Below are 22,781 nucleotides of genomic sequence, written 5' to 3'. Positions count from 1 at the left end.
GTAAGGCTGTGAGCTGGAAGAAAGGGGAAGCCGTAGTGAAGAAAGAAATTAACATTACAGAGGTCGCCAAAAAAGCAGGTGTATCAATTGCAACTGTTTCAAGAGTATTCAATAACCAAGGCCCTGTAAAGGAAAGCACCAGGAAAAAGATACAACACATCATTGAGGAAACAGGTTACTCCCCTAATATTCTTGCCAGGGAACTCGCAGAGCAGAAGACCCACTTGATTGGCATCATCGTACATGATTTAACGGGGGAAGGTATCCCAAGGATAATCAATGGCGTGAACGAAGTCCTGGGTGCCAAAGGGTATAATCTTTTAATTGCTTGCACGAACGGTAGTCTAGAAAATGAACTCAAGCAGTTTGAGATTTTTCGCTCAAAGAGGGTGGAAGGGATTTTGTTTGCAACGAGGGTGTTTCAGCCGGAGCATATTGAGATTATCAAAAAGCTACCGATCCCGGTCGTTTCTCTTCTTCAGAATACCGAACGAGATGAAGTGCCGTTCGTTGCCTTTGATAACTACAATTTTGCTTTCGAGGGGACAAAGCGCTTGATTGAACTCGGACATACAACCATCGGATTCATTGGAGGACCGAAACATTCTATTAACGGTGAAGAAAGATTTAAAGGATATATCGATGCTCATAAGAAAGCTGGCATCCAATATCATTCCGAGATCACTGTGAACGGTAATTACCATATAGAAGACGGGTATCACAAAATGGAATTGATCTATGCGAAGAACAACCAGTTAACAGCTGTTGTTGCAGCGAACGATGGAATGGCGATCGGCGCTCTGAACTATTTACAGGACCAGAATGTCGTTGTTCCTGATGAGGTTTCAGTGCTTGCATTAGATGATACAGTACTCGCCAAGGCATCAAGATTGAAATTATCTGGTGTGCATTATTCCTATACCGATTTAGGTCAAAAAGGCGCCGGTATTATGATGAAGATGATTGAAAATGCTCAATTTGATTATGAGAAATGCATTATCCCATATGAAATCTGTATGAGAGAAAGTGTGTCAGAGGCAAGGGGTCAGGCACGTGCCTGACCCCACATACAAACAAAAACCGCGCATTGTCCGCCCGAGGCAGACAATGCGCGGTTTTCTATCTATTGAACTACTCTTCACAATGTTTTCATACGATTTTCTCTCTCATACTTCTTCTCAAGCTCTGTTAACGTGAGACTATGAAGTTGAGTAAGGTCTTCTCGATTTTGTGGTGAATTTAGTAACTTACGAATTAGGTAGGTTCGACGATCAATCATGCCTTTTCGGAGTTGAACTCCCATGAACACAACCTCCTTCCTTTACTATCACGTTTGACTCTAGCATAACGTGTTTTGCTTCTTTTGTGTGTTAAGAAATTGTGAAGAAATTAACAAAGAATGTGTGAAAGGAGCGGTGCGCGGTGAAGGGGGGTCAGGTGCGAGCCTGACCCCCTTCACAAACAAAAAAGAAGCAAAGTCCATCTCACACGGACTTTGCTTCTTTCAATCCACTATTCTCTACCGCGCATACACATGCTGACCGATCGTCTTAATCACATCACGCGAATAAATCCACTCATCCGTTACGCCACCTGGATTGTAGTAATACGTCGCACCGCCAGATGGATCCCATCCGAAGTACGCATCCTTCGCAGCGCGATAAGAAGAAGCATCAGGCGTGAGCCAATACTGGCCATCATTCAAAGCGGTAAACGCATTCTGTTGATAGATCACCCCGTATGTACTCCCTGGAAACGAAGAGGATTGAACGCGATTCAAGATAACAGCGGCGACCGCAACCTTACCTTCATAGAGCTCACCACGAGATTCACCATGAACAACATGTGCGATCATCTCAAGATTACTTAGCATGTTCAGCGTATTCGTACCCGCTACGCCATCTGCGCTAAGTCCAAAATCCGCCTGGAATTCACGAACTGCTTCTTTCGTCACCGATCCATAATAGCCCGTTGGCGTCGTATGGAAGTAATCGAGCTTCTCTAAAATTGACTGCATGTGCTGAACTTCTGATCCTCTTGATCCCGTGTCCATCATTGCTGATGCATTGTCCTCCAAGACGAATAAATAAAAGCATGATGCAAGGACGAGAGAACCAAGGACATGTACAAATTTCATTAGCAAACTCCTCTCCATAAATTAACCTCTATTATAATACAGGTAATTGAGGAAAGATATGGAACGGAATGCCTTCCTTATAGATTGGAAAATAACATCGATAGTCTAGTTTTAACCAAAATAAGGAGTATAGTAGGTTCCTTCTACCTAATCAAACTTCAATCCGCCTCTTCTATAAAAGGATAAATGGGCAACTCCAGCTGCTCAAATTCTCTTAGGGAATAGCATTCCTGATGGTAAGGATGCTATTGGAGAAGGCGTTGAGAAGACTTAAATGTTTTAGTTGATTAATCAATAAGCAAGACTCAGACACGTGGCTGAGTCTAGTAAAAAAACTATTTCATTCGACAAAAAATGCTATAGCTATGCGACAAAAATCTATATATAATCCTCTTAGCGCTATTGAACGGAAGGATGATGAAGGAGCAGGGGGACATGCTCGTATGGCACCATATATGAGAATGATAGGGGAAAAGAAACGAATGAAAAAGGCACTTGGTTTATTGTCAACCGTAATCCTCGCAGGAAGCTTACTTGCTCCTGCTGCTTCAGCAGCTACAACTGACACGGAGATTATGAGAATTGAAGGAGCTGACCGCTACGAAACGGCTGTGAAAATCGCTAAAGTCGACTATGAAAAAGGCGATACACCTGAAGTTGTTTTCGCAACAGGTCTCGATTTTCCTGACGCCCTTGCAGGAGCACCGCTTGCTTACGAGATGGATGCACCCATCCTATTAACGCAAACCAAATCCATTCCAGCTAAAGTTAAAGAAGCTCTAACTTACTTCGGCGTTGATCACGTCACGATTCTTGGCGGCACGAAGGCAATTTCGAAGGATGTCGAAGCCGAGCTAAAGAAAATGAATATTGATTATGATCGTATCGCAGGAGCGAATCGCTATGACACGGCAGCTAAAATCGCCGCTGAACTTAGCCCATCTCCATTTGATACAGCTTATGTAACGTATGGAGGGAATTATCCTGATGCTTTATCCGTTGCAGCGATTGCAGCGCTTGAAGGCAGTCCGATCCTTTTGACTCAAACAAATTCACTTCCTGTTGAAACGGAAAAGGCACTTAAAAATTACAGTGAATCGATTGCGATTGGCGGACCAGCTGTGATTAGTAACGACGTTTTGAAAAAGCTTCCTAGTAAAGAGCGAATAGCAGGTGTTGATCGCTATGATACATCTGTGAAAGTAATAGAAGAACGTTATGGCCCAGCGTTCGCAGTCACGCTTGCAACAGGAGCGGGCTTTGCCGATGCGTTAACGGGATCGATTTATGCAGCAAACGGTTTTGAGCCGGTAGTGTTAACGAAGAAAAACGGTCTATCGGATCAAGCTAAAGCATTTTTCCGCGATAGTGAAACGGAATTCTACACGATTCTTGGTGGAAAAAGCGCCATTGGCGTAGGCGTTGAACAAGACATTAATCACTTATTTGATTAAAATCTACAAAAAGCTCAGACCCACGTCTGAGCTTTTTATTTAGTTGAGGAAAAAACATCCCATTCGACAAAAACAGCCTATAGCGTAACCCTCGTTTCTCCTATATAATCCTCTTAGTGTAAAGAAATGGAAGGGTGATGAAGGAGCAGGGGACATGCTCGTTTTGCTTAAAAAATGAGAATGATAGGGGAAAAGATCCGAATGAAAAAAGTACTTGGACTAGTATCAACCGCACTTCTGGCAGGAAGCCTCATCGGTGGGCCAGTTGCCTCTGCCTCCACCCACGATGCGCTTATGAAAAAAGCGCAGAAAATGACGATGAACGACGGTTACGATGATTGGGAATACATCTCTGAAGTCGAACCAAATAATAGTTTCAAAGAAGCAAATTCCTTCATAAATGATGACGTCATGACCGGTAAATTAACCGATCAGGATCAAGATTTCTATAAATTCGAAGTCGAAGCAGACGAGCCAGTCTCCTTATCTTTCGGTGCAGGTACGGATGAAGAAGAGCCAACAATGGAGCTTTGGGTTGATCTTTATGATGAAAACCAGAAGAAAATCACACCTGATTATGAAGAAGGCGAATACGGTTACTACGGAGGGATCGAGGAGCTAGAGCCTGGAACCTACTATTTCAGAGTCACGGATTCCGCTAATAAAAATAATAACGTAGACTACTATTTTTCCGCCTTCACGTACTCCAATGATCCAATCGTTATGAGGATTGCAGGGGAAGATCGCTACGAGACAGCGGTTGAAATCGCCAAGACAGGATTTGAAGAAGGCTACACGAGACACGTGGTTCTTGCGACAGGACAAAACTTCCCTGACGCCCTTGCCGGAGCGCCACTTGCTTATCAATATAGCGCACCTATCCTTCTCACCCAAACAAAAGAGCTACCTGCTTCTGTGAAAGAAGCACTAAACTATTTTGGTACGGAGCACGTCACGATCCTTGGTGGGCAAACAGCTGTTTCAAAAAATGTGGAAAAGTCCCTCATAAAAATGGGCATCACATTCGATCGTATTGAAGGAAAAGATCGCTACGAAACAGCTGCCAAAATTGCGAAAGAAATCGATCCTTATTTCAGTGATACAGCGTTTGTCACCTACGGAGGTAACTTCCCAGATGCGTTATCTGTCGCCTCCATTGCCGCCGCACAGGGAAGCCCGATTTTATTAACTAAAACAAAAGAAATTCCAGCTGTAACTGCAAAAGCATTGAAAAATTACAATGACACATACGTTATTGGCGGAACGGCCGTTGTCAGTAATACGGTCTTCAACAAGCTCCCACATCCAAAGCGGATCTCAGGAGAAAACCGCTATGATACATCTGTTCAAGTGGCAAAGCAGCTCGATACGTCGGGGTATGCAGTTAACCTCGCTACGGGTGAAAACTTCGCAGATGCTCTTTCCGGATCCGTCCTTGCCGCAAACTTCTACGAGCCTGTTCTCCTAACGAGAAAGAATGAGCTGCCTAAGGAAGTTAGAAAACTATTTATGGATAAAGATACATTCTTCTTTACGATCTTCGGTGGACCGAATGCGATTAGTGAAGACGTGGAGGATGAGATTTGGGAGATGTTTGTAGAATAGAAGAGTAGAAACAAAATATAAGTGAAATGAAAGAAGGACAGCGCCTGGGCGCTGTCCTTCTTTCATTTTATATCAACTTACAACGCTTAACATAATCTTCGCCCACCCAAACAATGCGATCCAGAGAGGAATACTTAATGAGACGCCCCATACCATTCCTTTAGCAAAATTGCCTTCTTCCTGGTAATGCATATGCTCATCCCCTTCAAAAGAAAGTTCATCCAGTTTAAGCAGGGTGACTTCCTTCTATTATAAATGATAGCGCTATCAAATACTGTCGTTTCACGAAAAATATTTTCACTAGTCTTGATAGTAGTTAGTAACTTAACTTTAGTTTACCCAGATCCCTCAGTTTTTATTACTCTTTAAATAAGTCGAATGCGTTTAATTTACTATGACCGTCAAAGCTACTGGTAAATTAACGAAAAAATTACACAAATGTGGTTACAACTTCAAAGTGATCGGGTACTATTATCAGAAATACATAAAAAGAAAGGTTGTTTAGATGGAACGTTCCAACGTGGGAATGTGGGGAGATATTGAACAATTTGTTAAAACTGTAGAAGAGGATCAACGTGAAGCTAGTTCAGCAAAGGATTACATTGAGCAGATTAAAGCTATTCTCTTAAAATATGATGGACAAGTAGACTAATAGAAGAACTGACGGTGATATATCGCCTCAGTTCTTTTTTTAATATTTAGTGATATATGTCTAATAGATAATTACAATATGAAAGTATTTTAAAATATGGTAATATAAAACATATAACTGTTCTTCAAATAGAACAAACGGAGTTTTTATGATGAACAGAAAACAGTTGCAACTCGAGGTAATGACTTTTAAGAGAGTAACGTGAGGGAAAGGGGATATGGATTATATTTGATGTACACTGTCATATTCTACCCGGGATGGACGATGGGCCGACGACAATTGATGAAAGTATCGAGATGGCGAGGAAGGCTGTAAGTGAGGGGATTACTAAGGTTGTGGCGACACCTCATCATCGAAATGGTCGTTATGAAAATGATCGGAGAGTGATCATGCAAGAGGTGACGATTTTAAACAAAGAGCTCTCAAGAGAAGGAATTGATCTTGAAGTTCTTCCAGGCCAGGAAATAGCATTGTCTGGTGAAGTGTTAGAAGACTATGAGAAAAGTAACCTTTTAACAGTGAACGATGCGGAGATCTATTTGTTTGTGGAATTGCCAGCTAGTCATCTTCCAGCTTATACAAATAAGCTATTCTTCGACCTTCAAATGAAAGGATTAATTCCAGTTATAGTTCATCCTGAGCGAAATCAAGAAATCATCGAAAATCCGAAGAAACTTTACCAGTTAGTGAAAGAAGGTGCTTTATCACAAGTAACGGCTTCTGCAGTATCAGGTGAAATGGGGAAGAAGATGAAAAAGTTCTCGCATGAACTAATTTCTCATAATCTTGCACACGTTATTGCTTCTGATGCACATAATACAACCACTCGTCCTTTCCATTTAAGAAAAGCATTTGATACAGTAGAAGAAAAATTGGGGATGGGCATTCGGTATCGGTTACAGGAAAATGCAGAGCTTATGGTGAACGCTAAAATGGTAGATAAGGAAATGCCACAGCGCATTCATAAAAAGAAAAGACTCGGTATATTTTAAAAATACGAGGCAGCCTTTAAACTACCAGGCTGCCTCGTATTAAGGGTTAACTAATTTCAAGATGATCTTTAAGCTTTTGAGTAATACTTTGTTTCTCTTCATCAGAAACGATATAGTACCAGAGGCCATCAATCATTTCGCCACTTCCTTGAATTTCGAAAGTCGTCATATTGTTGCGAGCGCCTCGATAATTCTTGAAAATATCGTTCATTTCTTCAAATGTCATATTCGTCTTTACGTTACTACCAACGGCTTGTAGCAAGTCATCAATTTTATTAATGCTTCCAACACTAGCACCTTCATCAATAATCGACTTAATGATTTCACGTTGACGGTCATTACGCCCAAGATCACCCTTTGGATCTTCATAGCGCATTCTTGAGAAGGCTAGAGCTTCCTCTGCATTTAAATCAATTTCACCAGCTGGAAACGAATAACCTTGATAATCAAATGCAAATGGATTATCCACCGTTACACCATTAAGCGCAGAAACAACATCTTCGAACGCCTCCATGTTAACTTTGAAGTAATAATCAATCGGCACATCCAGGAAGTTCTCGACTGTGTCCATTGTCATTTCGATACCACCATAAGCATAAGCGTGATTCATCTTTTCAGTCGTGCCACGCCCAATGATTTCAGTGCGCGTATCACGTGGAATATTAAACATGTACATTGAATCATTATGAGGGTTTAATGTAATCATGATCATTGTATCCGAGCGACCCTGATCATTTTCTCGTTCGTCGACTCCCATCAGAAGAATCGAAACGGGATCTTTTTCATTCATGTTTACTTTTTCGGTACGCTTTTCTGAAGTTTCTCGACTAATGGGCTCATGCATTTCACCTGCTGTATCTTTAACAGAATCAAAGAGGTAGTAAGCATATCCCCCACCGGCTAACAGAATAACTCCGGCAATTACTCCTAAAACGATTAATATTTTTTTCATTTTAACATTCCATCTTTCCGTAGAATTATAGACTCATGCATCATGTGAAAACCTATCCCCTATTATAAGTCGAACTATTTCGTAAAGTAAATACCTTCCAAACAATAGAGTTTCCCCTTGAATTTTCAGAGCATCATTAAGATTACATGTCATTTAGACGATACAATAAAGAAAGAAGTTACAATGAATGAAACAAATTATGCTAATCTAATAGAATCAGTTAAGAAATGGAAAGGGGAAAGAAAGCATGATCGATATTCACTCGCATATTTTACCTGGAATCGATGATGGAGCGAAAAACATCGATGATAGTCTTGCAATGGCACGTCAGGCCTTTAATCAAGGGATCACAAAAGTAGTGGCATCACCTCACAACAAAAATGGCACATTTGATAATACCAAACCATCCATTATTCAAGACGTAGCAATCTTGAACAAAGAACTTCAGCGAGAAGGCATTGATCTTGAAATTTTACCAGGTCAAGAAAACCGTATTTACGGAGAGTTAGTAGAAGAGCTAGAAGGAAGTGACTTGCTAACCGTGAATGACAAAGGCGTCTATATGTTAATTGAATTTCCGTCGAGTCATTTACCTCGCTATGCTAATAAGCTTTTATTTGACCTTCAAGTAAAAGGGATTGTTCCAATTATCGTACATCCAGAGCGAAACAGGGAAATTATAGAGAATCCAGAGCGGTTGTATAACCTCGTCAAAGAAGGAGCATTAACTCAACTTACAGGGACAAGCGTCACGGGGAAGATGGGTAAGAAAATCCAAAAATTCTCTTTTGATCTAATTCAGCATAATTTGTCCCACTTTGTGGCTTCTGATGCTCATAATATAGATTCCAGACCTTTTGACCTACTAGAAGCATTCGAAACGGTTGAAAAGGAGTTTGGTATTTCGACACGATACATGCTGCAGGAAAATGCAGAGGATATGGTGGTTGGAAGGATGGTAGCAAAAGAAGTACCACAACAAATCCGTAAGAAGAAAATACTAGGATTGTTCTAAGTGTATGAGAAAGAGGTCACAATTTCGCTTGTGACCTCTTAACATAATCTTTACAAAAAAAGTTTTCGTCAAAAATTGTATAAAAACCCACATGTAAGCATTTTCTTCTACAAAATTCGACATATAATCATAGTATATTCGTACTAAGACAAAATACATGTGGGTATTGATGTGAAAAAAGGCTAAATTTTACTTAATTTCTGTGTTATAGTGAATTCTGTACTGAAATTAGTTACGTATTAAAAATAATTTTGATCGCGTTGGAGGCATCTATGGAAGAAACAATTAGTTTAAAGGAAATTTTCGCAGTTCTCAAAAAACGTCTCGCTCTTATTCTACTTATTACACTTCTCGCTACAGCAACAAGCGGAGTTGTCTCTTATTTCCTACTTACCCCAATTTATCAAACTTCAACCCAAATTCTTGTTAACCAAAAAGCAGATGAAGAAAATGCTTTTGATTACAATCAGGTAAAAACGAATGTTGAACTCATTAATACATATAGCGTTATTATTAAAAGTCCCAAAATTTTAGAAAAGGTTGGAGAAGATCTAAATCTTGATCTATCAACTAATGCGTTAAAAGATAAGATCTCAGTTAGCAATGCACAGAACTCTCAAGTAGTTTCTATCGATGTGAAGGATGCTGATCCAGCACTAGCTGTAAAGATTGCGAATACAACAGCTGAAGTGTTTGAAAAAGAGATTAGTAACATTATGAATGTTGATAACGTAAGCGTGCTTTCAGAAGCAAACTTTGAAGGAACACCGAGTCCGGTTAATCCGAAGCCTGTTCTCAACATGGCCATTGCACTAGTTGTAGGCTTAATGGTTGGCGTCGGTCTTGCCTTCTTACTTGAATACCTCGATAACACGATTAAAGATGAAAATGACATTGAAAAGATTCTAGGATTACCTGTACTTGGAACAATTGCTGTCATTGAAGATAAAGAAGTCGGTTCATCGAAGAGCCATACGAAAAAGTCAGTAAGGGGTGAAACGGTTGAGTCGTAAAAATCGAAAGTCTGTACACGTTGATAAAGAAAGAAGTCTTTTAACACATCAAAATCCGAAATCACCCATTGCTGAGCAATACCGTACGATCAGAACCAATATTCAATTCGCTTCTGTTGAAGAAGAAATCCGTACGATAATGGTTACCTCTTCTGGGCCGATGGAAGGGAAATCGACGACAATCGCTAACCTTGGAGTGGTTCTTGCGCAACAGGGGAAAAGCGTCTTAATCGTGGATGCGGATTTACGTAAGCCAACCGTTCATTATACATTTAGAACCATGAATACAAGAGGGATCACCAATATCCTCACCCGTCAGGCTGAGTTGGTAGAGGTGACGCAGGAAACAGAAGTACCAAATCTTAATGTTCTTACGAGTGGACCTGTTCCACCGAATCCATCAGAGCTACTTGGTTCTAAGGGGATGGATAACCTTATCGAAGAAGCGCTTCGACATTATGACGTTATACTCTTCGATTGCCCTCCAATTCTTGCGGTGGCCGATTCGCAAATTGTGGCGAATAAGGTGCAGGGGACTGTGTTGGTCGTGAGTAGTGGGACTACGGATAAGGAAGCTGCGGTAAAGGCGAAAGAGAGACTTGAAAGTGTCAATAGTAAGCTACTTGGTGTTGTGCTTAATCGAAAGAAAATGAAAGATGGTAGTTACTACTATTATTATGCTCAAAAATAAGTGGTTTTAGCTTCGAGGAAAAGATGAAGTCAGGTCTTAATACCTGTTTAAGTTCAAGGTGTTTGTGTAAAGAATCATTCGGAGCTAATAATACAATTTCCAGCGAGAGAAAAAACTAAGCTAATTAAACATATATAATAAATTTTAGTTGTGTATAACTTTAATTAATGAGGAGGTAAATTAATGGGGGTTGTAAATTCTACCAAAGGTGAACTCACTATCTATGAATCACATGAAAATGAGAATAAAACAATTGTCAATGAAAGTAATATTTATTTATTTAGCAAAAGAACGATTGATTTTTGGGGTGCGTTCTTAGGCTTAATATTATTATCTCCTCTATTCTTAATATTATACATAACCATAAAGATTGAGGACCCACGAAGTCCGGTGTTTTTTAAACAAATTAGAGTTGGGAAGAACGGAAAGCAATTTCACATGTATAAATTTAGGTCAATGGTATCTAATGCCGAAGAATTGCTTGAGAATCTATTGAAAAGTAATGAAACTACTGGTCCAATGTTCAAGATGAAAGAAGATCCAAGGATTACTAGGATAGGCAAGTTCATAAGAAAAACAAGCATAGACGAATTACCGCAATTGTTCAATGTAATTAAAGGCGAAATGAGTCTAGTTGGACCTAGACCTGCATTACCTAGAGAGGTTAAGGACTATACCAACTATGATAGACAAAGACTATTAGTAGTACCGGGGTGTACTGGTTTATGGCAAGTTAGTGGACGAAGCCAGATAGGGTTCAATGAAATGGTTATGTTAGACCTACAATATATAAAGAAACGTAGCGTTAGATTTGATTTACTATTAATAATAAAAACTTTAAAAGTGTTTTCGGGTACAGATAACGCCTATTAACTTAAAAACGGGGGAAAATGATGTTGAATAATGATGAAACTGTTTTAATTACAGGTGGAGCTGGGTTTATTGGGAGTGCATTATCAATAAAACTAATTAGAAAAGGGTATAAAGTTAGAGTTCTAGATACACTTTCTGAACAAATTCATGGTGAGGTCCCTTCGGAATCGGAATTATTTAATAAAATCATCAATAAAGTTCAATTTGTACAAGGAGATGTTCGTAATAAGGATGATTGGCGAGTTGCACTAGAAGGTGCAGATATTGTCGTTCATCTAGCTGCTGAAACCGGTACTGGTCAATCAATGTATGAAATTGATAAATATATTGATGTAAATATTAAAGGGACTTCAAACCTTCTAGATATTTTAACGAATGAGCAACATACCGTTAAAAAAATAGTCGTTGCCTCTTCGCGTGCAATATATGGCGAAGGCAAATATAAATGTGAACAACATGGCATTGTTTATCCTGTTGAAAGAGTAGAAAAACACCTTTCAAAAGGCGATTTTAATGTAAAATGTCCTAGATGTGAACAAGATGTTTCATTATTAGCTACTAGTGAAGATTCTAAAATTCACCCTACTTCTGTTTATGGATTTACAAAATACAGTCAGGAAGATATGTGTATGATTGTTGGTAAATCACTAGGAATACCTGTTGCAGCATTTAGATACCAAAATGTTTATGGACCTGGACAATCTTTGAAAAACCCATATACGGGCATTCTTTCTATATTTTCTACGAGAATTAAAAATGGTAACGATATTAATATTTTCGAAGACGGAGAAGAAACAAGAGATTTTGTATACATAGATGATGTCGTAGAAGCAACGGTGTTAGGTATAGAAAGTGATCGAGCTAATTTCGAAAGTTTTAATGTAGGAACAGGAATTCCGACAGATGTATTGACTGTAGCAAATACTCTAATCACTAAATATGGTGCAAAAGTGAATACTTCAGTAAGTGGAAACTATCGACTAGGTGATATTAGACATAACTACGCGGATTTATCAAAAATTGAGAAACTGCTCAAATTTAAACCTAGCTACAACTTTGAACAGGGGATTACAAATTTTGTGAATTGGGTTGAAACTCAAAGTGTAGAAGAAGATAGCTACGATAAAGCAATGATTGAAATGAAAGAAAAAGGATTATATAAATAAGATGGGTTCATTAACTGGGAAAAGAATATTATTTATTGCTCCAACTTTTTTTGGGTATGAAAAAGAGATTAAAGAGAAGATGATCTCTCTAGGTGCCAGTGTAGATTTTTTTGACGAAAGACCTAGTAATGATTTTATAACCAAATCATTGATAAGAATTAATAGGAATTTAATAGCAAAAAAAAATGATGAACATTATGAATCTATAATATCATCTACAAAAGATAATTTTTATGATTATATTCTATTAATAAGAGGGGAAGCAATATCTAGAAAAAAACTGAAAGAACTTAAAATTTCAAACCCTAAATCAAAATTAATCTTATACCTGTGGGATTCTATAAATTACAATCCTAATACAAAAAGAATAATGGATTTATTTGACTCAATTTATACTTTTGATATAAATGATGCAAATAAATACAAAGAAATGAAGTTCAGACCGTTATTCTATATTGATATTTACAACGAAATAAGTAATGAATCTATTACTGATGATTCAATTGACCTTTTGTTTGTAGGTACTGTTCATACTGATCGTTATCTCGTTCTTCAATCAATTAAGAAACAACTTGATTATCAGGGAGTAAATTATTATTTCTATATGTATTATCCTAGCAAACTACTATTTTGGGTAAAGAAATTATTTGATCCGAAATTTCGTTCTGCTAATATGAGTGATTTTAATTTCAAAGGATTGAACAAACAAGAGTTACGCAACTTTTACAAGAGATCAAAAGTAATATTAGATATTGAAAGGCCAAAACAAGTAGGTTTGACAATTAGAACCCTTGAAGTAATGGGGGCTAAAAAGAAATTAATTACAACAAATGAAAGTGTAAAGAAATATGACCTTTACAATAGCAAAAATATATTTATAGTGAATCGGGACAAACCAGAGATTTCAAAAGAGTTTTTTGTTGAAAAAGGAGCTGAAATAGATAAAAAGATTTATTCTTATTATTCTATAGAAGCTTGGATAAAAGAGGTTTTGAGTAGTGGTGAAAACTCCTCCAATTAGTCAAATATTTTTGTATGCTATATATACAGGGCTATATATTCATAGTATGGTTTTCCATGGATCAATAATAGGATTGTTAACTGTTACTATCATAATATTATTATATTGGCTTTATGAGTATCGACAAAATAAAGTTTTGTCCGTAATTATCATCTATATGTCTACTTATTTTTTTTATATGATACCCTATCTTTTTTACGACATTAGTTTTGCAACCAGAATGACATATCAGAGTTTTGAATTAACTATTATTTCGATCAAGGATATTACCCTGTTTACAAACTTGTTTTTATTGTTTCTGTTTTATACTTTAGAAAACCATAAGATTAAATTAAAAAGTAAAGTTATTAAGCGGGATAATGTCTTAGTTTATGCTATTTGTTTAATCGTATTGTTTTTTTTCTCGATATTAACAATGCAAGGTCCAACCATATTGACAGGTGTTTATAAAACTGATACTGCACTCGAAAGGTACGGATTTATAGATTATGCAGTTTTTTTTGTTATTATTGCTTATTTATTTTCAAATACGAGAAGGAAAGATTTGTTACTATTATTAGCAACTGTTCTGTATATGACAATCACTTTGTTGTATGGGTATAGAATGCGAGTATTACAAATGGGTTTTCTCTTATTTATCATTTATTTTGAAAATATAAAAACGTATAAAGTGTATCTTATTGCATTTTTGGGTTTTGTTTTTATGAGTGTTTTTTCAGTGTATAGATCCAAAGGAAACTTCGGTTTATATGAAATGATGGGATTAAAAGATAGTGGTGTTATAGTTTCGAACCAGGGAGGAGTTCTTTTAACTTCTAACATGTACTTAGGTTTATTAGAGGACAATGTGATAGATACAAGTATTAGAGTGAAAACTTTTATAGGAAATCTATTTTCGATTTTTATATCACAAAACGCTCTTCCAAGTGAATATGTTTTATCAAAATTCACAGCTCAATTTTTCCAAATACCAGGTGGGGGATTTATTAGTTCTTATCTTCATATTTGGCTTGGACCAATAGGTATTTTGATAGGAGCATATATAATTGCAAAAATTGTATCAGTACCTTTTAAGAACAAGATAACCAATATCCTCATGGTTTACTCAATTACAATATTGGTTACTACTCCAAGGTGGTATGCTTATAATCCAATAAATTTCTTTAAAATGGGAATTTGGGCAATGTTAGTATACATATGTTTTTTAATATTACATAACACTTTGTTGAAAATTGGTGGAATTAAAAAGGGGTGGGGTAAAGATGTACGATAAAGCAACAGCTAATAAATTGTCATTAAAAGAAAAATTGAACACGTGGTTTTTTAACGAGAAGATACTACTTGTTTACACTATGGGAAAGGTAGGTTCTTCATCAATTGTAAACTCAATAAGACAAACAGGAATGTTAGAAGTTCAACCGCACTCATTAACTTTCAATAAAAGAGGAACTTATTTTGTAATTCCACCAAGGGACTGGAAAGGAAAAACAAGGGATGTTATCAAAACTTTATTACTAAAAGCAAAAGTGGCATCATGGAAAATAATCACACGAAATAAAAAAATAAAAGTCATATCAATAGTACGAGAGCCAATATCAAGAAATTTATCAGCATTTTTTGAACAAGCGCAATATGTATCAAGTGATTTTTTGAATAAAAGCAACGATGAAATTGAACAATTGTTCTGGAAATATGCAAATCATAATGCACCCCTTGTTTGGTTTGACAAAGAAATAAATAAAGTTTTTGGTATAGATGTATATCAAACTCCATTAAATGATAGTAATTACTCAATTATTAAACATAAAAATGTAGAATTATTAATTTTAAGGTTAGAAAATTTAGCTGAGTACGAAAGAGTTATAGGAGAATTTTTGGATGTAAAAGAATTTTCTTTGAATAATGCGAATGTGGGAAGCAATAAGGAATATTCTGCGAAATACAACGAAATAAAAAAAAGTATCGAGATACCAGAAAATTATCTAAACCAAATGTATGAATCAAAATATATGCAGCATTTCTATTCAAAATCTGAAATAACACATTATAGAAAAAAATACAATAAACATATGTCCCATATAAATAGTAAAGTTCAGGGCTAATCTATTATGAAGAGATACAAAGAGGTCCAGCGAATAAAAGAAATATTGGAAGTCGATGGTATCAATTATGGTCGAGTTATGGCAACAGAACTTTATAACGAAAAAAAAATTTACTTAATAAAGATTATGTTAGAAGCTTTATTTTACGATTATATCCTTAATTTCAATAATAAAGGTAGTAATACTTTAGTGGAGTTTTCAACAGATTTATATAAAAGAAAAGATTATGACTACATAGTAGATAATTATTTGAAATTTTTACCGGAACAGACTGTTCTTAAAGTTAATAAGAGATTATCTATGAGTGGAGTAATCTTTAAATTCTTTAATTCCGTTAGATACTTCATAAAAATAAGTAATAAAACAACACTAAAAAAAATAGACAAAATAAAAGTATCTTTACTATTAGTAAAGTATATGAAATTGAATACACTCATAGAGGAAGCTATTAAAACAAGGGATATTATCCTTTGTACTACATTTTGTGATGCTCACCCAATAGGGAATTTATTAGTTCAAATTTGTAAGAAATATAAAATTACAACTGCAACTTTACAACATGGTCAATATCGTTTTTTACAGCCAGGTAAAGAAACACCAGATGCTGAAGCATATAAAAACTTCATAAGTGATTACATGTTTTCTTGGGGGCAGGCTACAGTTGATGAATTTAAAAAGTCAGAGGTTAATGAGTCAAGATTTCTTAAAGTAGGTGCAATTAAACCGTTCTCATTTGATAATGGATCATTTATAGAGGAAAGCCAAAATGGAGTCTTTGGAGTTATACTTAATGGAGAAACATATAATGAGAGTAATTATTCTTTGTTAAAAAATGCGAGTGAGATAGCTGAAAGTTTAAATATGAAATATATTGTTAGATTTCACCCTAAAAATAATCAAAATAAATATAAATCGTTATTACGTTCAAATAGGATAATAAAAACAGTAAAAAATATCAACGGGAAGAAATTTTTAGAGGAAGTAGATTTTAGTTTAATTCATATGTCTGGGGTGTATGTTGAGATGTTAAGTTACAATGCTCCTTTTTTTGTTTTAGATGATAAATATACAGAACAAATTTTCAAGGATGATATCTTAACGTTCTCAAATTTGAAACAATTTATGGTTAAATATAGGTATTTTCAAGAAAACACTAATTCTTATAAAGAACGTTTATTTAGGAGGTATACCTATTTTAATAAACTAGGCAGCACAGAGGAAAATTATAAGAATGCACATGATAATATAATACAAAATTTAAGTGAAGTTAGGAAAGATGAGAATGTTTAATAACTTAATAAAAGTATTCTATGTTATTAAATCATTAATAAATAAAATCACCTATAAAGATTTTGGTTGGTTCTCTTACATAAGAAAGCCAATTTATATATCTAATCCTAAAAAGATTTCAATAGGTAAGAAAGTAGCCATTTGGAATGGAGCTAGAATAGAAGCTGTGAAGAAATATAATAATATAAACTTTAATCCAGAAATAATTATAGAAGATAATGTTAAAATTCAACAAAACTTCCATTGTACATGTGCTAAGAAAGTTTCTATTGGTAAAGGCACTCTTATAACACAGAATGTTGGGATATTTGATATTATTCACCCTTATTCTGATATAACGATTTCCCCAGCCAAACAGGATATAAACCATAAACCTGTCGAAATTAAGGCAAACTGTTCTATTGGTATGAACTCGGTGATTTTACCTGGGACAAAATTAGGTCCCCATACCGTAGTAGGTGCAAATTCAGTAGTCAATATGCAAACCGAGGGTTATTGCGTTATTGCTGGGAGTCCAGCAAAGATAATTAAAAAATACAATTTCGAAAATAATCAGTGGGAGAGTTTTGTTTGAATTCTTAAAGTATGTACTTATTGATTAGATGTATGTCTTTAAACAAAAGAAATATGGTGAATTTATGAGTGAATTAAATAAATTAGGCAAAACCTCTGTACTTGTGTTTTTAGGGAAGGTATTTGAGTCATTAATATTAGTTATATTCTACATCTTAGCTATAAGAATTTTAGGTGCAGATGTATACGGAAGATTTATTTACATATTTACATTCTTGCAAATATTAAGTATGATTACAAAATTTGGACTTGATCTTGGTCTTATTGCTTTTGTTCCCAAACACTTAGATGATAAGAAACTTAAAGTAGTAAAGGATTTAATTGGTTTTACATTTTATTTAACATCAATTTTTTCATTAATATTTATAACTATACTTATATTGAATCGAAACAGTATATCTACTTTATTACTAAACGATCCAACTCTTTCTTCCAGTTTAGTAATAATAACTCCTTTATTATTACTAATAAACTTTATGAATATATCAAATGGTATTTTCAGATCTATAAACCAGTACAAACACTATGTTGTTTCCAGAAATATTTTGATCCCTTTGTTGATGATTATTTTATTATTTATTATAAGTTTCTTTATAAAAGAAAAAAATATAATAACCTTATCGATATCCTACTATGTTGCATGGGGGATAGGTAGTTTTCTACTATTATATTATTTGATTAAAGAGAATATGTTAGGCAGTTTAGATAAAAAAATGAACAAGGATTTTAAGCTTTTAGTTAATTTCTCTTTACCCCTTTTGTTTTCTGGTTTGTTAGGTTTTCTACTTATGAGACTTGATAGCTTAATGATAGGCTATTTTCTAGATGATGAAAAAGTTGCCATTTATAGTATTTCATTTCAAATAGCTCTTATGAGTAGCTTTGTACTGGCAGCATTTAATACTATGTTTGCACCTACAATTAGTCTTTTTTTTAATCAAGGAAAATTAGATGAATTGAGTAAAATGTATAAAAGCATTACAAGATGGGTTACATTTATAAACTTAATGTTTTTCAGCTTGATAATCCTTCTCTCAAAAGAAATAATGTCTATATTTGGTTCGAATTTTAAAGAGGGTTCAATGGCCTTAATTTTAATCGCAGCTGGCCAAGTAGTTAATGCGGCAGTAGGATCAGTTGGTCATATGAATACCATGACAGGACACCCTAAATATGAATTGTATACAAACATTTTAACTCTGGGTGTTAATATCGCTCTTAACATCGCGTTAATTCCGAATTATGGTATTAATGGTGCTGCTTTTGCTTCTTTAATAGCCATTGGTAGCAACAATATAATACGTCTATTTTTAATGTATAAAAATCTTAAAATACATCCTTTTAATAAGGATTATTTAAAGGTTGTCTTGATTAGTTTATTTAGTCTATTTACAACTGCGCTCATAAAGTATTTGTTTGATTTTAATTATATCCTTACTATTTTTATTGTTACAATTTTATTTATTATCTTATTAGCAATTACGAGTATGATAATTGGTATAGCGAAAGAAGATAAAATGATGCTCCACTCTATAATAAAAAAAATGAATTTAATTCGTTAATTTATTGTAGTATTTTGAGGATAAATAACTAAAATATTTGGAGGTTTATACTATGGTTACTACCTATAAAAAAGAAGAAGTTTTAAACAATTCAATCTTGCCACATGGAGGTACTTTGATTAATAGAGAAATAAAAGAGGAATTTAAAAAAGAAAAGCTTCTTGCTACTAAAGAAATGGATAAAATTATTATATCAGCATGGACAATATCTGACCTAGAGCTAATTGCCATTGGTGGTTTTAGTCCATTGACAGGATTCATGGGGGAAAAAGATTATCACCAAGTTGTTAATAATATGCGGTTATCAGATGGTACTCTTTGGAGTATCCCAATCACTCTATCGGTTTCAAATGAAGAAGCTGAATTACTAGAGGTAGGTAAAGAAGTTGCACTAATAGGTGCAGATGAAGTAGTTTATGGGACTTTACAACTTGAAGAAAAGTACGTTCCTGAAAAAGTGTTTGAAGCTGAGAACGTTTATGGAACTTCGGAACAATCTCACCCAGGAGTTAAAAAGTTATACAACCTAGGAAATGTTTATTTGGCAGGGCCAATTACTTTACTTAATCGACCTAACCATGGTGGATTTGAAAACTTTTATAAAGATCCGAGTGAAACAAGAAAAATGTTTGCTGAATTAGGATGGAAAACAGTAGTTGGTTTTCAAACGCGTAATCCTGTCCACCGTGCCCATGAATATATTCAAAAAAGCGCATTAGAAATTGTAGATGGATTACTACTAAATCCTCTTGTAGGGGAAACTAAAAGTGATGATATTTCTGCAGAAATTCGTATGGAAAGCTATGAAGTTATCTTAGAAAATTATTACCCTAAAAATCGTACTGAACTTGTAATCTATCCAGCGGCAATGCGCTATGCAGGACCAAGAGAAGCAATACTACATGCTCTAGTTAGAAAAAATTATGGTTGTACTCACTTTATCGTTGGACGCGATCATGCTGGTGTAGGTGATTTCTATGGTACCTATGATGCACAAGAAATATTTAACCAGTTTACCAAAGAAGAAATCGGAATTGAAATTTTGAAGTTTGAACATGCTTTTTATTGTGAAAAGTGTGGCAACATGGGAACTGCCAAGACTTGTCCGCATGATAAAGAAAACCATGTTCATTTAAGTGGTACAAAAGTGAGAGAAATGCTCAGGAAAGGTGAAAAGCCACCAAAAGAATTTTCTCGACCTGAAGTTGCGGAAGTACTTATAAAAGGAATGCAACAAAAAAAATAAGGAAAGTGATGTCCCTTGACATGGGAAATGGGATTTGTTCTCTTTGTTCTAATCCTCATGATGGTCGGGCTAATATTTGAATTGGCCCGACCCGATATGATTGTCTTTATATCTTTAACTATGTTTTTGTTAACTGGCATTCTTACACCTGATGAAGCGCTAAAAGGTTTTTCAAATCAGGGTATGTTGACAATTGCTTTGCTCTTTATAATTGCTGGAGCTATTCAAAAAAGTGGAATAGTAGACCGATTAACATCTAAGTTAATTGGTGAAAGCTATTCTCCCAGATTATCAATGTTGAAAATGCTAGTTCCAATCTCTGGATTTTCAGCGATTCTTAATAACACTCCAATTGTCGTCACTTTCACTCCCTTAATTCGAAAATGGTGCGAAGAAAGGGGACTGTCTCCATCGAAATTTTTAATTCCTCTTTCTTACGCGACTATTCTAGGTGGAACTTTGACTTTGTTAGGGACTTCTACAAATTTAGTAGTCCATGGTTTAATGCTTGATTTTGGGATGAAAGGATTTTCACTTTTTCAATTGGGTATAGTTGGCGGTCCGGCAGTAATTATCGGTTTAGCGTATATTATATTGATTGGCCATTATATATTACCAAATAATAAGGTGCTTACCGATACTGTTAAAGAACAGACTAGAGAGTATTTAGCGGAAATGACTGTTGAAGAGAGTTATGAATCTATAAATCAATCTGTGAAGAATGCTGGTCTTCGTAAACTAAAAGGCTTATATCTAATAGAAATTATACGTAACAACGAACGTATTTCTCCAGTTAAAGGTTCCACCAAGATATACACAGGTGATCGATTAATATTTACTGGTTTAATTAGTACAATTGCAGAATTACAAAAAGTTAAGGGGTTGACTTTATATACCGGTACTGATTTAAACTTGGATACACTTAAAAATGGAAATGTCCAGCTTGTTGAAGCAGTAGTTTCTCATCAATCCGGTCTATTATATAAAAAAATAAAAGATACAGAATTCAGAAGTCGCTTTGATTCAGCGGTTATTGCAGTACACCGTAATAATGAGCGTGTTAAAAGTAAAATTGGTGAAATAACCTTAAGAGCAGGTGATACGCTTCTATTAATATGCGGTCCTGATTTTGAACAGAGAGTAAGAGAAAGTACTGAATTTTATGTAACTACTCCTCTTGAAAAGCCTTCTATCTTGGAGGATCAAAACAAGGGTTGGATAGCGTTGGTGACTTTATTTTCAATGATTGCATTAGTTACCTTTAGTGTACTATCCATGTTTAATGCAATGGCTTTAACGGTTGTGATTTTAATATTAGCAAAAGTTGTTACACCTGAAGAAGCTAAGCGGTCTATACAATTTAATGTGCTACTCCTAATCGCAAGTGCTTTTGGAATAGGTATGGCTATCTTGAAAACTGGAACTGCTGAATGGATTGCAAATGGTTTGGTGCAGGTTGGTCGACCCTTTGGCATTGTGGCAGTGTTAGTGTTGATTTATCTACTTACTAACATTTTTACCGAGGTTATCACTAATAGTGCTGCTGCTGTTATGATGTTCCCTATCGGTATGGAAGTTGCTGATAAAATGAACGTTGATCCAATGGCATTTGCTGTCCTAGTAGCGATTGCAGCATCTGCCAGTTTTATAACTCCAATTGGATATCAAACAAATTTGATTGTTTATGGCCCTGGAGGCTATAAATTCACTGATTATATGAAAATTGGAATTCCCCTAAGCTTAATAGTCATGAGTATTACAGTCTTTATGGTAAATCTAGTATACATTAATTAATTTTTAAGGAGTGTTATATTTGAAATCCTCTAATATTACTTGGCACGAATCTCAAGTAACTAAAAGTGATCGACAAGAATTAAATAATCATAAAAGTCCTATTCTATGGTTTACCGGATTTTCAGGTGCCGGTAAGTCTACATTATCAGTTGCAGTAGAAAAAAAATTACATAGTAAGGGGATTCGAACTTACATTCTTGATGGAGACAACGTACGTCATGGATTAAATAAAAACTTGGGTTTTAGTCCAGAAGATCGCAAAGAAAATATTCGACGAATCGGTGAAGTTTCAGGACTTTTTTCGGATGCTGGAGTTATGACACTAACTGCATTTATCTCTCCTTATCGTGAAGATCGGGAAATGGTGAGAGAAATAGTTAATAAAGAAGAGTTTATTGAAATTTATGTGAAATGTGATCTAAAAGAGTGTGAAAACAGGGATCCGAAAGGGTTATATAAAAAGGCGAGAAATGGTGAAATAAAAGGTTTTACTGGTATAGATGCTCCGTATGAAGAACCTTCGTCTCCAGAAATAATTGTGGAAACGGACAAACAAACTTTAGAGGATTCAGTTAGTGAAATAATTAGATACTTACAAAAGAAAAAATATATTGTATAAAATATAAAGCTAAAGGAGTGGTGA

22 protein-coding genes are annotated in these 22,781 nt (G+C 35.3%); 19 read left to right on the top strand and 3 right to left on the bottom strand.

What is annotated here, in order from left to right; all coding sequences use genetic code 11:
• Positions 1-35 precede the first annotated feature (35 nt).
• Complete coding sequence (locus tag ABVF21_RS06425; protein WP_371017785.1) at positions 36-1,061, top strand: LacI family DNA-binding transcriptional regulator; 1,026 nt, start codon at positions 36-38, stop codon at positions 1,059-1,061.
• A gap of 77 nt (positions 1,062-1,138) precedes the next feature.
• Here the strand turns inward: ABVF21_RS06425 and ABVF21_RS06420 are convergent, their stop codons facing one another.
• Positions 1,139-1,303 carry a hypothetical protein gene (locus ABVF21_RS06420; RefSeq protein ID WP_371017784.1) on the bottom strand — a complete coding sequence of 55 codons (165 nt, stop codon included), beginning with the start codon at positions 1,301-1,303 and terminating at the stop codon, positions 1,139-1,141.
• A gap of 216 nt (positions 1,304-1,519) precedes the next feature.
• Positions 1,520-2,137: a cell wall hydrolase gene (locus ABVF21_RS06415; RefSeq protein ID WP_371017783.1), complete on the bottom strand. Its 618-nt coding sequence runs from the start codon at positions 2,135-2,137 to the stop codon at positions 1,520-1,522.
• 443 nt (positions 2,138-2,580) lie between these two features.
• Here ABVF21_RS06415 and ABVF21_RS06410 point away from each other — a divergent pair, with 443 nt between their 5' ends.
• The 4 genes from ABVF21_RS06410 to ABVF21_RS06395 all read left to right on the top strand — a co-directional run bounded on the left by ABVF21_RS06410 (position 2,581) and on the right by ABVF21_RS06395 (position 6,840).
• A complete protein-coding gene (locus ABVF21_RS06410) occupies positions 2,581-3,591 on the top strand; it encodes a cell wall-binding repeat-containing protein (protein WP_371017782.1) in 1,011 nt (336 codons plus the stop codon).
• Positions 3,592-3,792: 201 nt separating this feature from the next.
• Positions 3,793-5,196: a cell wall-binding repeat-containing protein gene (locus ABVF21_RS06405; RefSeq protein WP_371017781.1), complete on the top strand. Its 1,404-nt coding sequence runs from the start codon at positions 3,793-3,795 to the stop codon at positions 5,194-5,196.
• A gap of 505 nt (positions 5,197-5,701) precedes the next feature.
• Complete coding sequence (locus ABVF21_RS06400) at positions 5,702-5,848, top strand: hypothetical protein (protein ID WP_371017780.1); 147 nt, start codon at positions 5,702-5,704, stop codon at positions 5,846-5,848.
• Between the two features lie 224 nt (positions 5,849-6,072).
• Positions 6,073-6,840 (top strand): tyrosine-protein phosphatase, encoded by a 768-nt coding sequence (locus tag ABVF21_RS06395; RefSeq protein ID WP_371017949.1) that lies wholly within the window; start codon positions 6,073-6,075, stop codon positions 6,838-6,840.
• Positions 6,841-6,886: 46 nt separating this feature from the next.
• On the opposite strand, the gene ABVF21_RS06390 is transcribed toward ABVF21_RS06395, so the two are convergent.
• Positions 6,887-7,792: a LytR family transcriptional regulator gene (locus ABVF21_RS06390; protein WP_371017779.1), complete on the bottom strand. Its 906-nt coding sequence runs from the start codon at positions 7,790-7,792 to the stop codon at positions 6,887-6,889.
• Positions 7,793-8,039: 247 nt separating this feature from the next.
• Between ABVF21_RS06390 and ABVF21_RS06385 the strand changes: the two genes are divergently transcribed.
• From ABVF21_RS06385 to cysC, 14 genes are all read left to right on the top strand, one after another.
• Positions 8,040-8,807 carry a tyrosine-protein phosphatase gene (locus ABVF21_RS06385; RefSeq protein WP_371017778.1) on the top strand — a complete coding sequence of 256 codons (768 nt, stop codon included), beginning with the start codon at positions 8,040-8,042 and terminating at the stop codon, positions 8,805-8,807.
• A gap of 272 nt (positions 8,808-9,079) precedes the next feature.
• Positions 9,080-9,820: a YveK family protein gene (locus tag ABVF21_RS06380; protein ID WP_371017777.1), complete on the top strand. Its 741-nt coding sequence runs from the start codon at positions 9,080-9,082 to the stop codon at positions 9,818-9,820.
• Positions 9,810-10,511, top strand: coding sequence for a CpsD/CapB family tyrosine-protein kinase (locus ABVF21_RS06375; protein ID WP_371017776.1), 702 nt, complete (start codon positions 9,810-9,812; stop codon positions 10,509-10,511). The genes ABVF21_RS06380 and ABVF21_RS06375 overlap by 11 nt, the downstream gene beginning before the upstream one ends.
• 183 nt (positions 10,512-10,694) lie before the next feature.
• The gene (locus ABVF21_RS06370) at positions 10,695-11,384 is read left to right on the top strand and encodes a sugar transferase (protein ID WP_371017775.1); all 690 of its coding nucleotides are present in this window, start codon (positions 10,695-10,697) and stop codon (positions 11,382-11,384) included.
• A gap of 23 nt (positions 11,385-11,407) precedes the next feature.
• Positions 11,408-12,550 (top strand): NAD-dependent epimerase/dehydratase family protein, encoded by a 1,143-nt coding sequence (locus ABVF21_RS06365; protein ID WP_371017774.1) that lies wholly within the window; start codon positions 11,408-11,410, stop codon positions 12,548-12,550.
• A 1-nt stretch (position 12,551) separates the two neighbouring features.
• On the top strand, positions 12,552-13,571 hold the full coding sequence (locus ABVF21_RS06360; RefSeq protein WP_371017773.1) for a lipopolysaccharide biosynthesis protein: 1,020 nt from the start codon (positions 12,552-12,554) through the stop codon (positions 13,569-13,571).
• Positions 13,549-14,844, top strand: a complete 1,296-nt coding sequence (locus tag ABVF21_RS06355) for a hypothetical protein (RefSeq protein ID WP_371017772.1) — start codon at positions 13,549-13,551, stop codon at positions 14,842-14,844. The genes ABVF21_RS06360 and ABVF21_RS06355 overlap by 23 nt, the downstream gene beginning before the upstream one ends.
• Positions 14,834-15,673, top strand: a complete 840-nt coding sequence (locus tag ABVF21_RS06350; RefSeq protein WP_371017771.1) for a putative capsular polysaccharide synthesis family protein — start codon at positions 14,834-14,836, stop codon at positions 15,671-15,673. Before ABVF21_RS06355 ends, ABVF21_RS06350 begins: the two co-directional genes overlap by 11 nt.
• Before the next feature lie 6 nt (positions 15,674-15,679).
• Positions 15,680-16,963 (top strand): hypothetical protein, encoded by a 1,284-nt coding sequence (locus ABVF21_RS06345; protein WP_371017770.1) that lies wholly within the window; start codon positions 15,680-15,682, stop codon positions 16,961-16,963.
• The gene (locus ABVF21_RS06340) at positions 16,956-17,537 is read left to right on the top strand and encodes an acyltransferase (protein ID WP_371017769.1); all 582 of its coding nucleotides are present in this window, start codon (positions 16,956-16,958) and stop codon (positions 17,535-17,537) included. Before ABVF21_RS06345 ends, ABVF21_RS06340 begins: the two co-directional genes overlap by 8 nt.
• A gap of 64 nt (positions 17,538-17,601) precedes the next feature.
• The gene (locus tag ABVF21_RS06335) at positions 17,602-19,098 is read left to right on the top strand and encodes an oligosaccharide flippase family protein (protein ID WP_371017768.1); all 1,497 of its coding nucleotides are present in this window, start codon (positions 17,602-17,604) and stop codon (positions 19,096-19,098) included.
• Positions 19,099-19,150: 52 nt separating this feature from the next.
• Entirely contained in the window at positions 19,151-20,344 is a 1,194-nt protein-coding gene (gene sat / locus ABVF21_RS06330; RefSeq protein WP_371017767.1) for a sulfate adenylyltransferase, read from the top strand.
• Between the two features lie 15 nt (positions 20,345-20,359).
• Positions 20,360-22,138, top strand: a complete 1,779-nt coding sequence (locus tag ABVF21_RS06325) for an SLC13 family permease (RefSeq protein ID WP_371017766.1) — start codon at positions 20,360-20,362, stop codon at positions 22,136-22,138.
• A gap of 19 nt (positions 22,139-22,157) precedes the next feature.
• Positions 22,158-22,757 (top strand): adenylyl-sulfate kinase, encoded by a 600-nt coding sequence (gene cysC / locus ABVF21_RS06320; protein ID WP_371017765.1) that lies wholly within the window; start codon positions 22,158-22,160, stop codon positions 22,755-22,757.
• Positions 22,758-22,781: the final 24 nt, after the last annotated feature.

The organism is Pseudalkalibacillus sp. JSM 102089 (assembly GCF_041366475.1).
GTDB classification, from domain to species: Bacteria; Bacillota; Bacilli; order Bacillales; family Guptibacillaceae; genus Guptibacillus; species Guptibacillus hwajinpoensis_B.
The sequence above is the reverse complement of the archived record's forward strand: the minus strand, read 5'-3'. Positions and strand labels throughout refer to the sequence as shown.

Bases quoted from the DNA above. Each gene is read 5' to 3' on its own strand.
- ABVF21_RS06420 (WP_371017784.1), bottom strand. From the start codon at position 1,303: ATGGGAGTTCAACTCCGAAAAGGCATGATTGATCGTCGAACCTACCTA.
- ABVF21_RS06415 (WP_371017783.1), bottom strand. From the start codon at position 2,137: ATGAAATTTGTACATGTCCTTGGTTCTCTCGTCCTTGCATCATGCTTT.
- ABVF21_RS06410 (WP_371017782.1), top strand. From the start codon at position 2,581: ATGGCACCATATATGAGAATGATAGGGGAAAAGAAACGAATGAAAAAG.
- ABVF21_RS06405 (WP_371017781.1), top strand. From the start codon at position 3,793: ATGAAAAAAGTACTTGGACTAGTATCAACCGCACTTCTGGCAGGAAGC.
- ABVF21_RS06400 (WP_371017780.1), top strand. From the start codon at position 5,702: ATGGAACGTTCCAACGTGGGAATGTGGGGAGATATTGAACAATTTGTT.
- ABVF21_RS06390 (WP_371017779.1), bottom strand. From the start codon at position 7,792: ATGAAAAAAATATTAATCGTTTTAGGAGTAATTGCCGGAGTTATTCTG.
- ABVF21_RS06385 (WP_371017778.1), top strand. From the start codon at position 8,040: ATGATCGATATTCACTCGCATATTTTACCTGGAATCGATGATGGAGCG.
- ABVF21_RS06380 (WP_371017777.1), top strand. From the start codon at position 9,080: ATGGAAGAAACAATTAGTTTAAAGGAAATTTTCGCAGTTCTCAAAAAA.
- ABVF21_RS06370 (WP_371017775.1), top strand. From the start codon at position 10,695: ATGGGGGTTGTAAATTCTACCAAAGGTGAACTCACTATCTATGAATCA.
- ABVF21_RS06360 (WP_371017773.1), top strand. From the start codon at position 12,552: ATGGGTTCATTAACTGGGAAAAGAATATTATTTATTGCTCCAACTTTT.
- ABVF21_RS06350 (WP_371017771.1), top strand. From the start codon at position 14,834: ATGTACGATAAAGCAACAGCTAATAAATTGTCATTAAAAGAAAAATTG.
- ABVF21_RS06345 (WP_371017770.1), top strand. From the start codon at position 15,680: ATGAAGAGATACAAAGAGGTCCAGCGAATAAAAGAAATATTGGAAGTC.
- ABVF21_RS06340 (WP_371017769.1), top strand. From the start codon at position 16,956: ATGTTTAATAACTTAATAAAAGTATTCTATGTTATTAAATCATTAATA.
- ABVF21_RS06335 (WP_371017768.1), top strand. From the start codon at position 17,602: ATGAGTGAATTAAATAAATTAGGCAAAACCTCTGTACTTGTGTTTTTA.
- sat (WP_371017767.1), top strand. From the start codon at position 19,151: ATGGTTACTACCTATAAAAAAGAAGAAGTTTTAAACAATTCAATCTTG.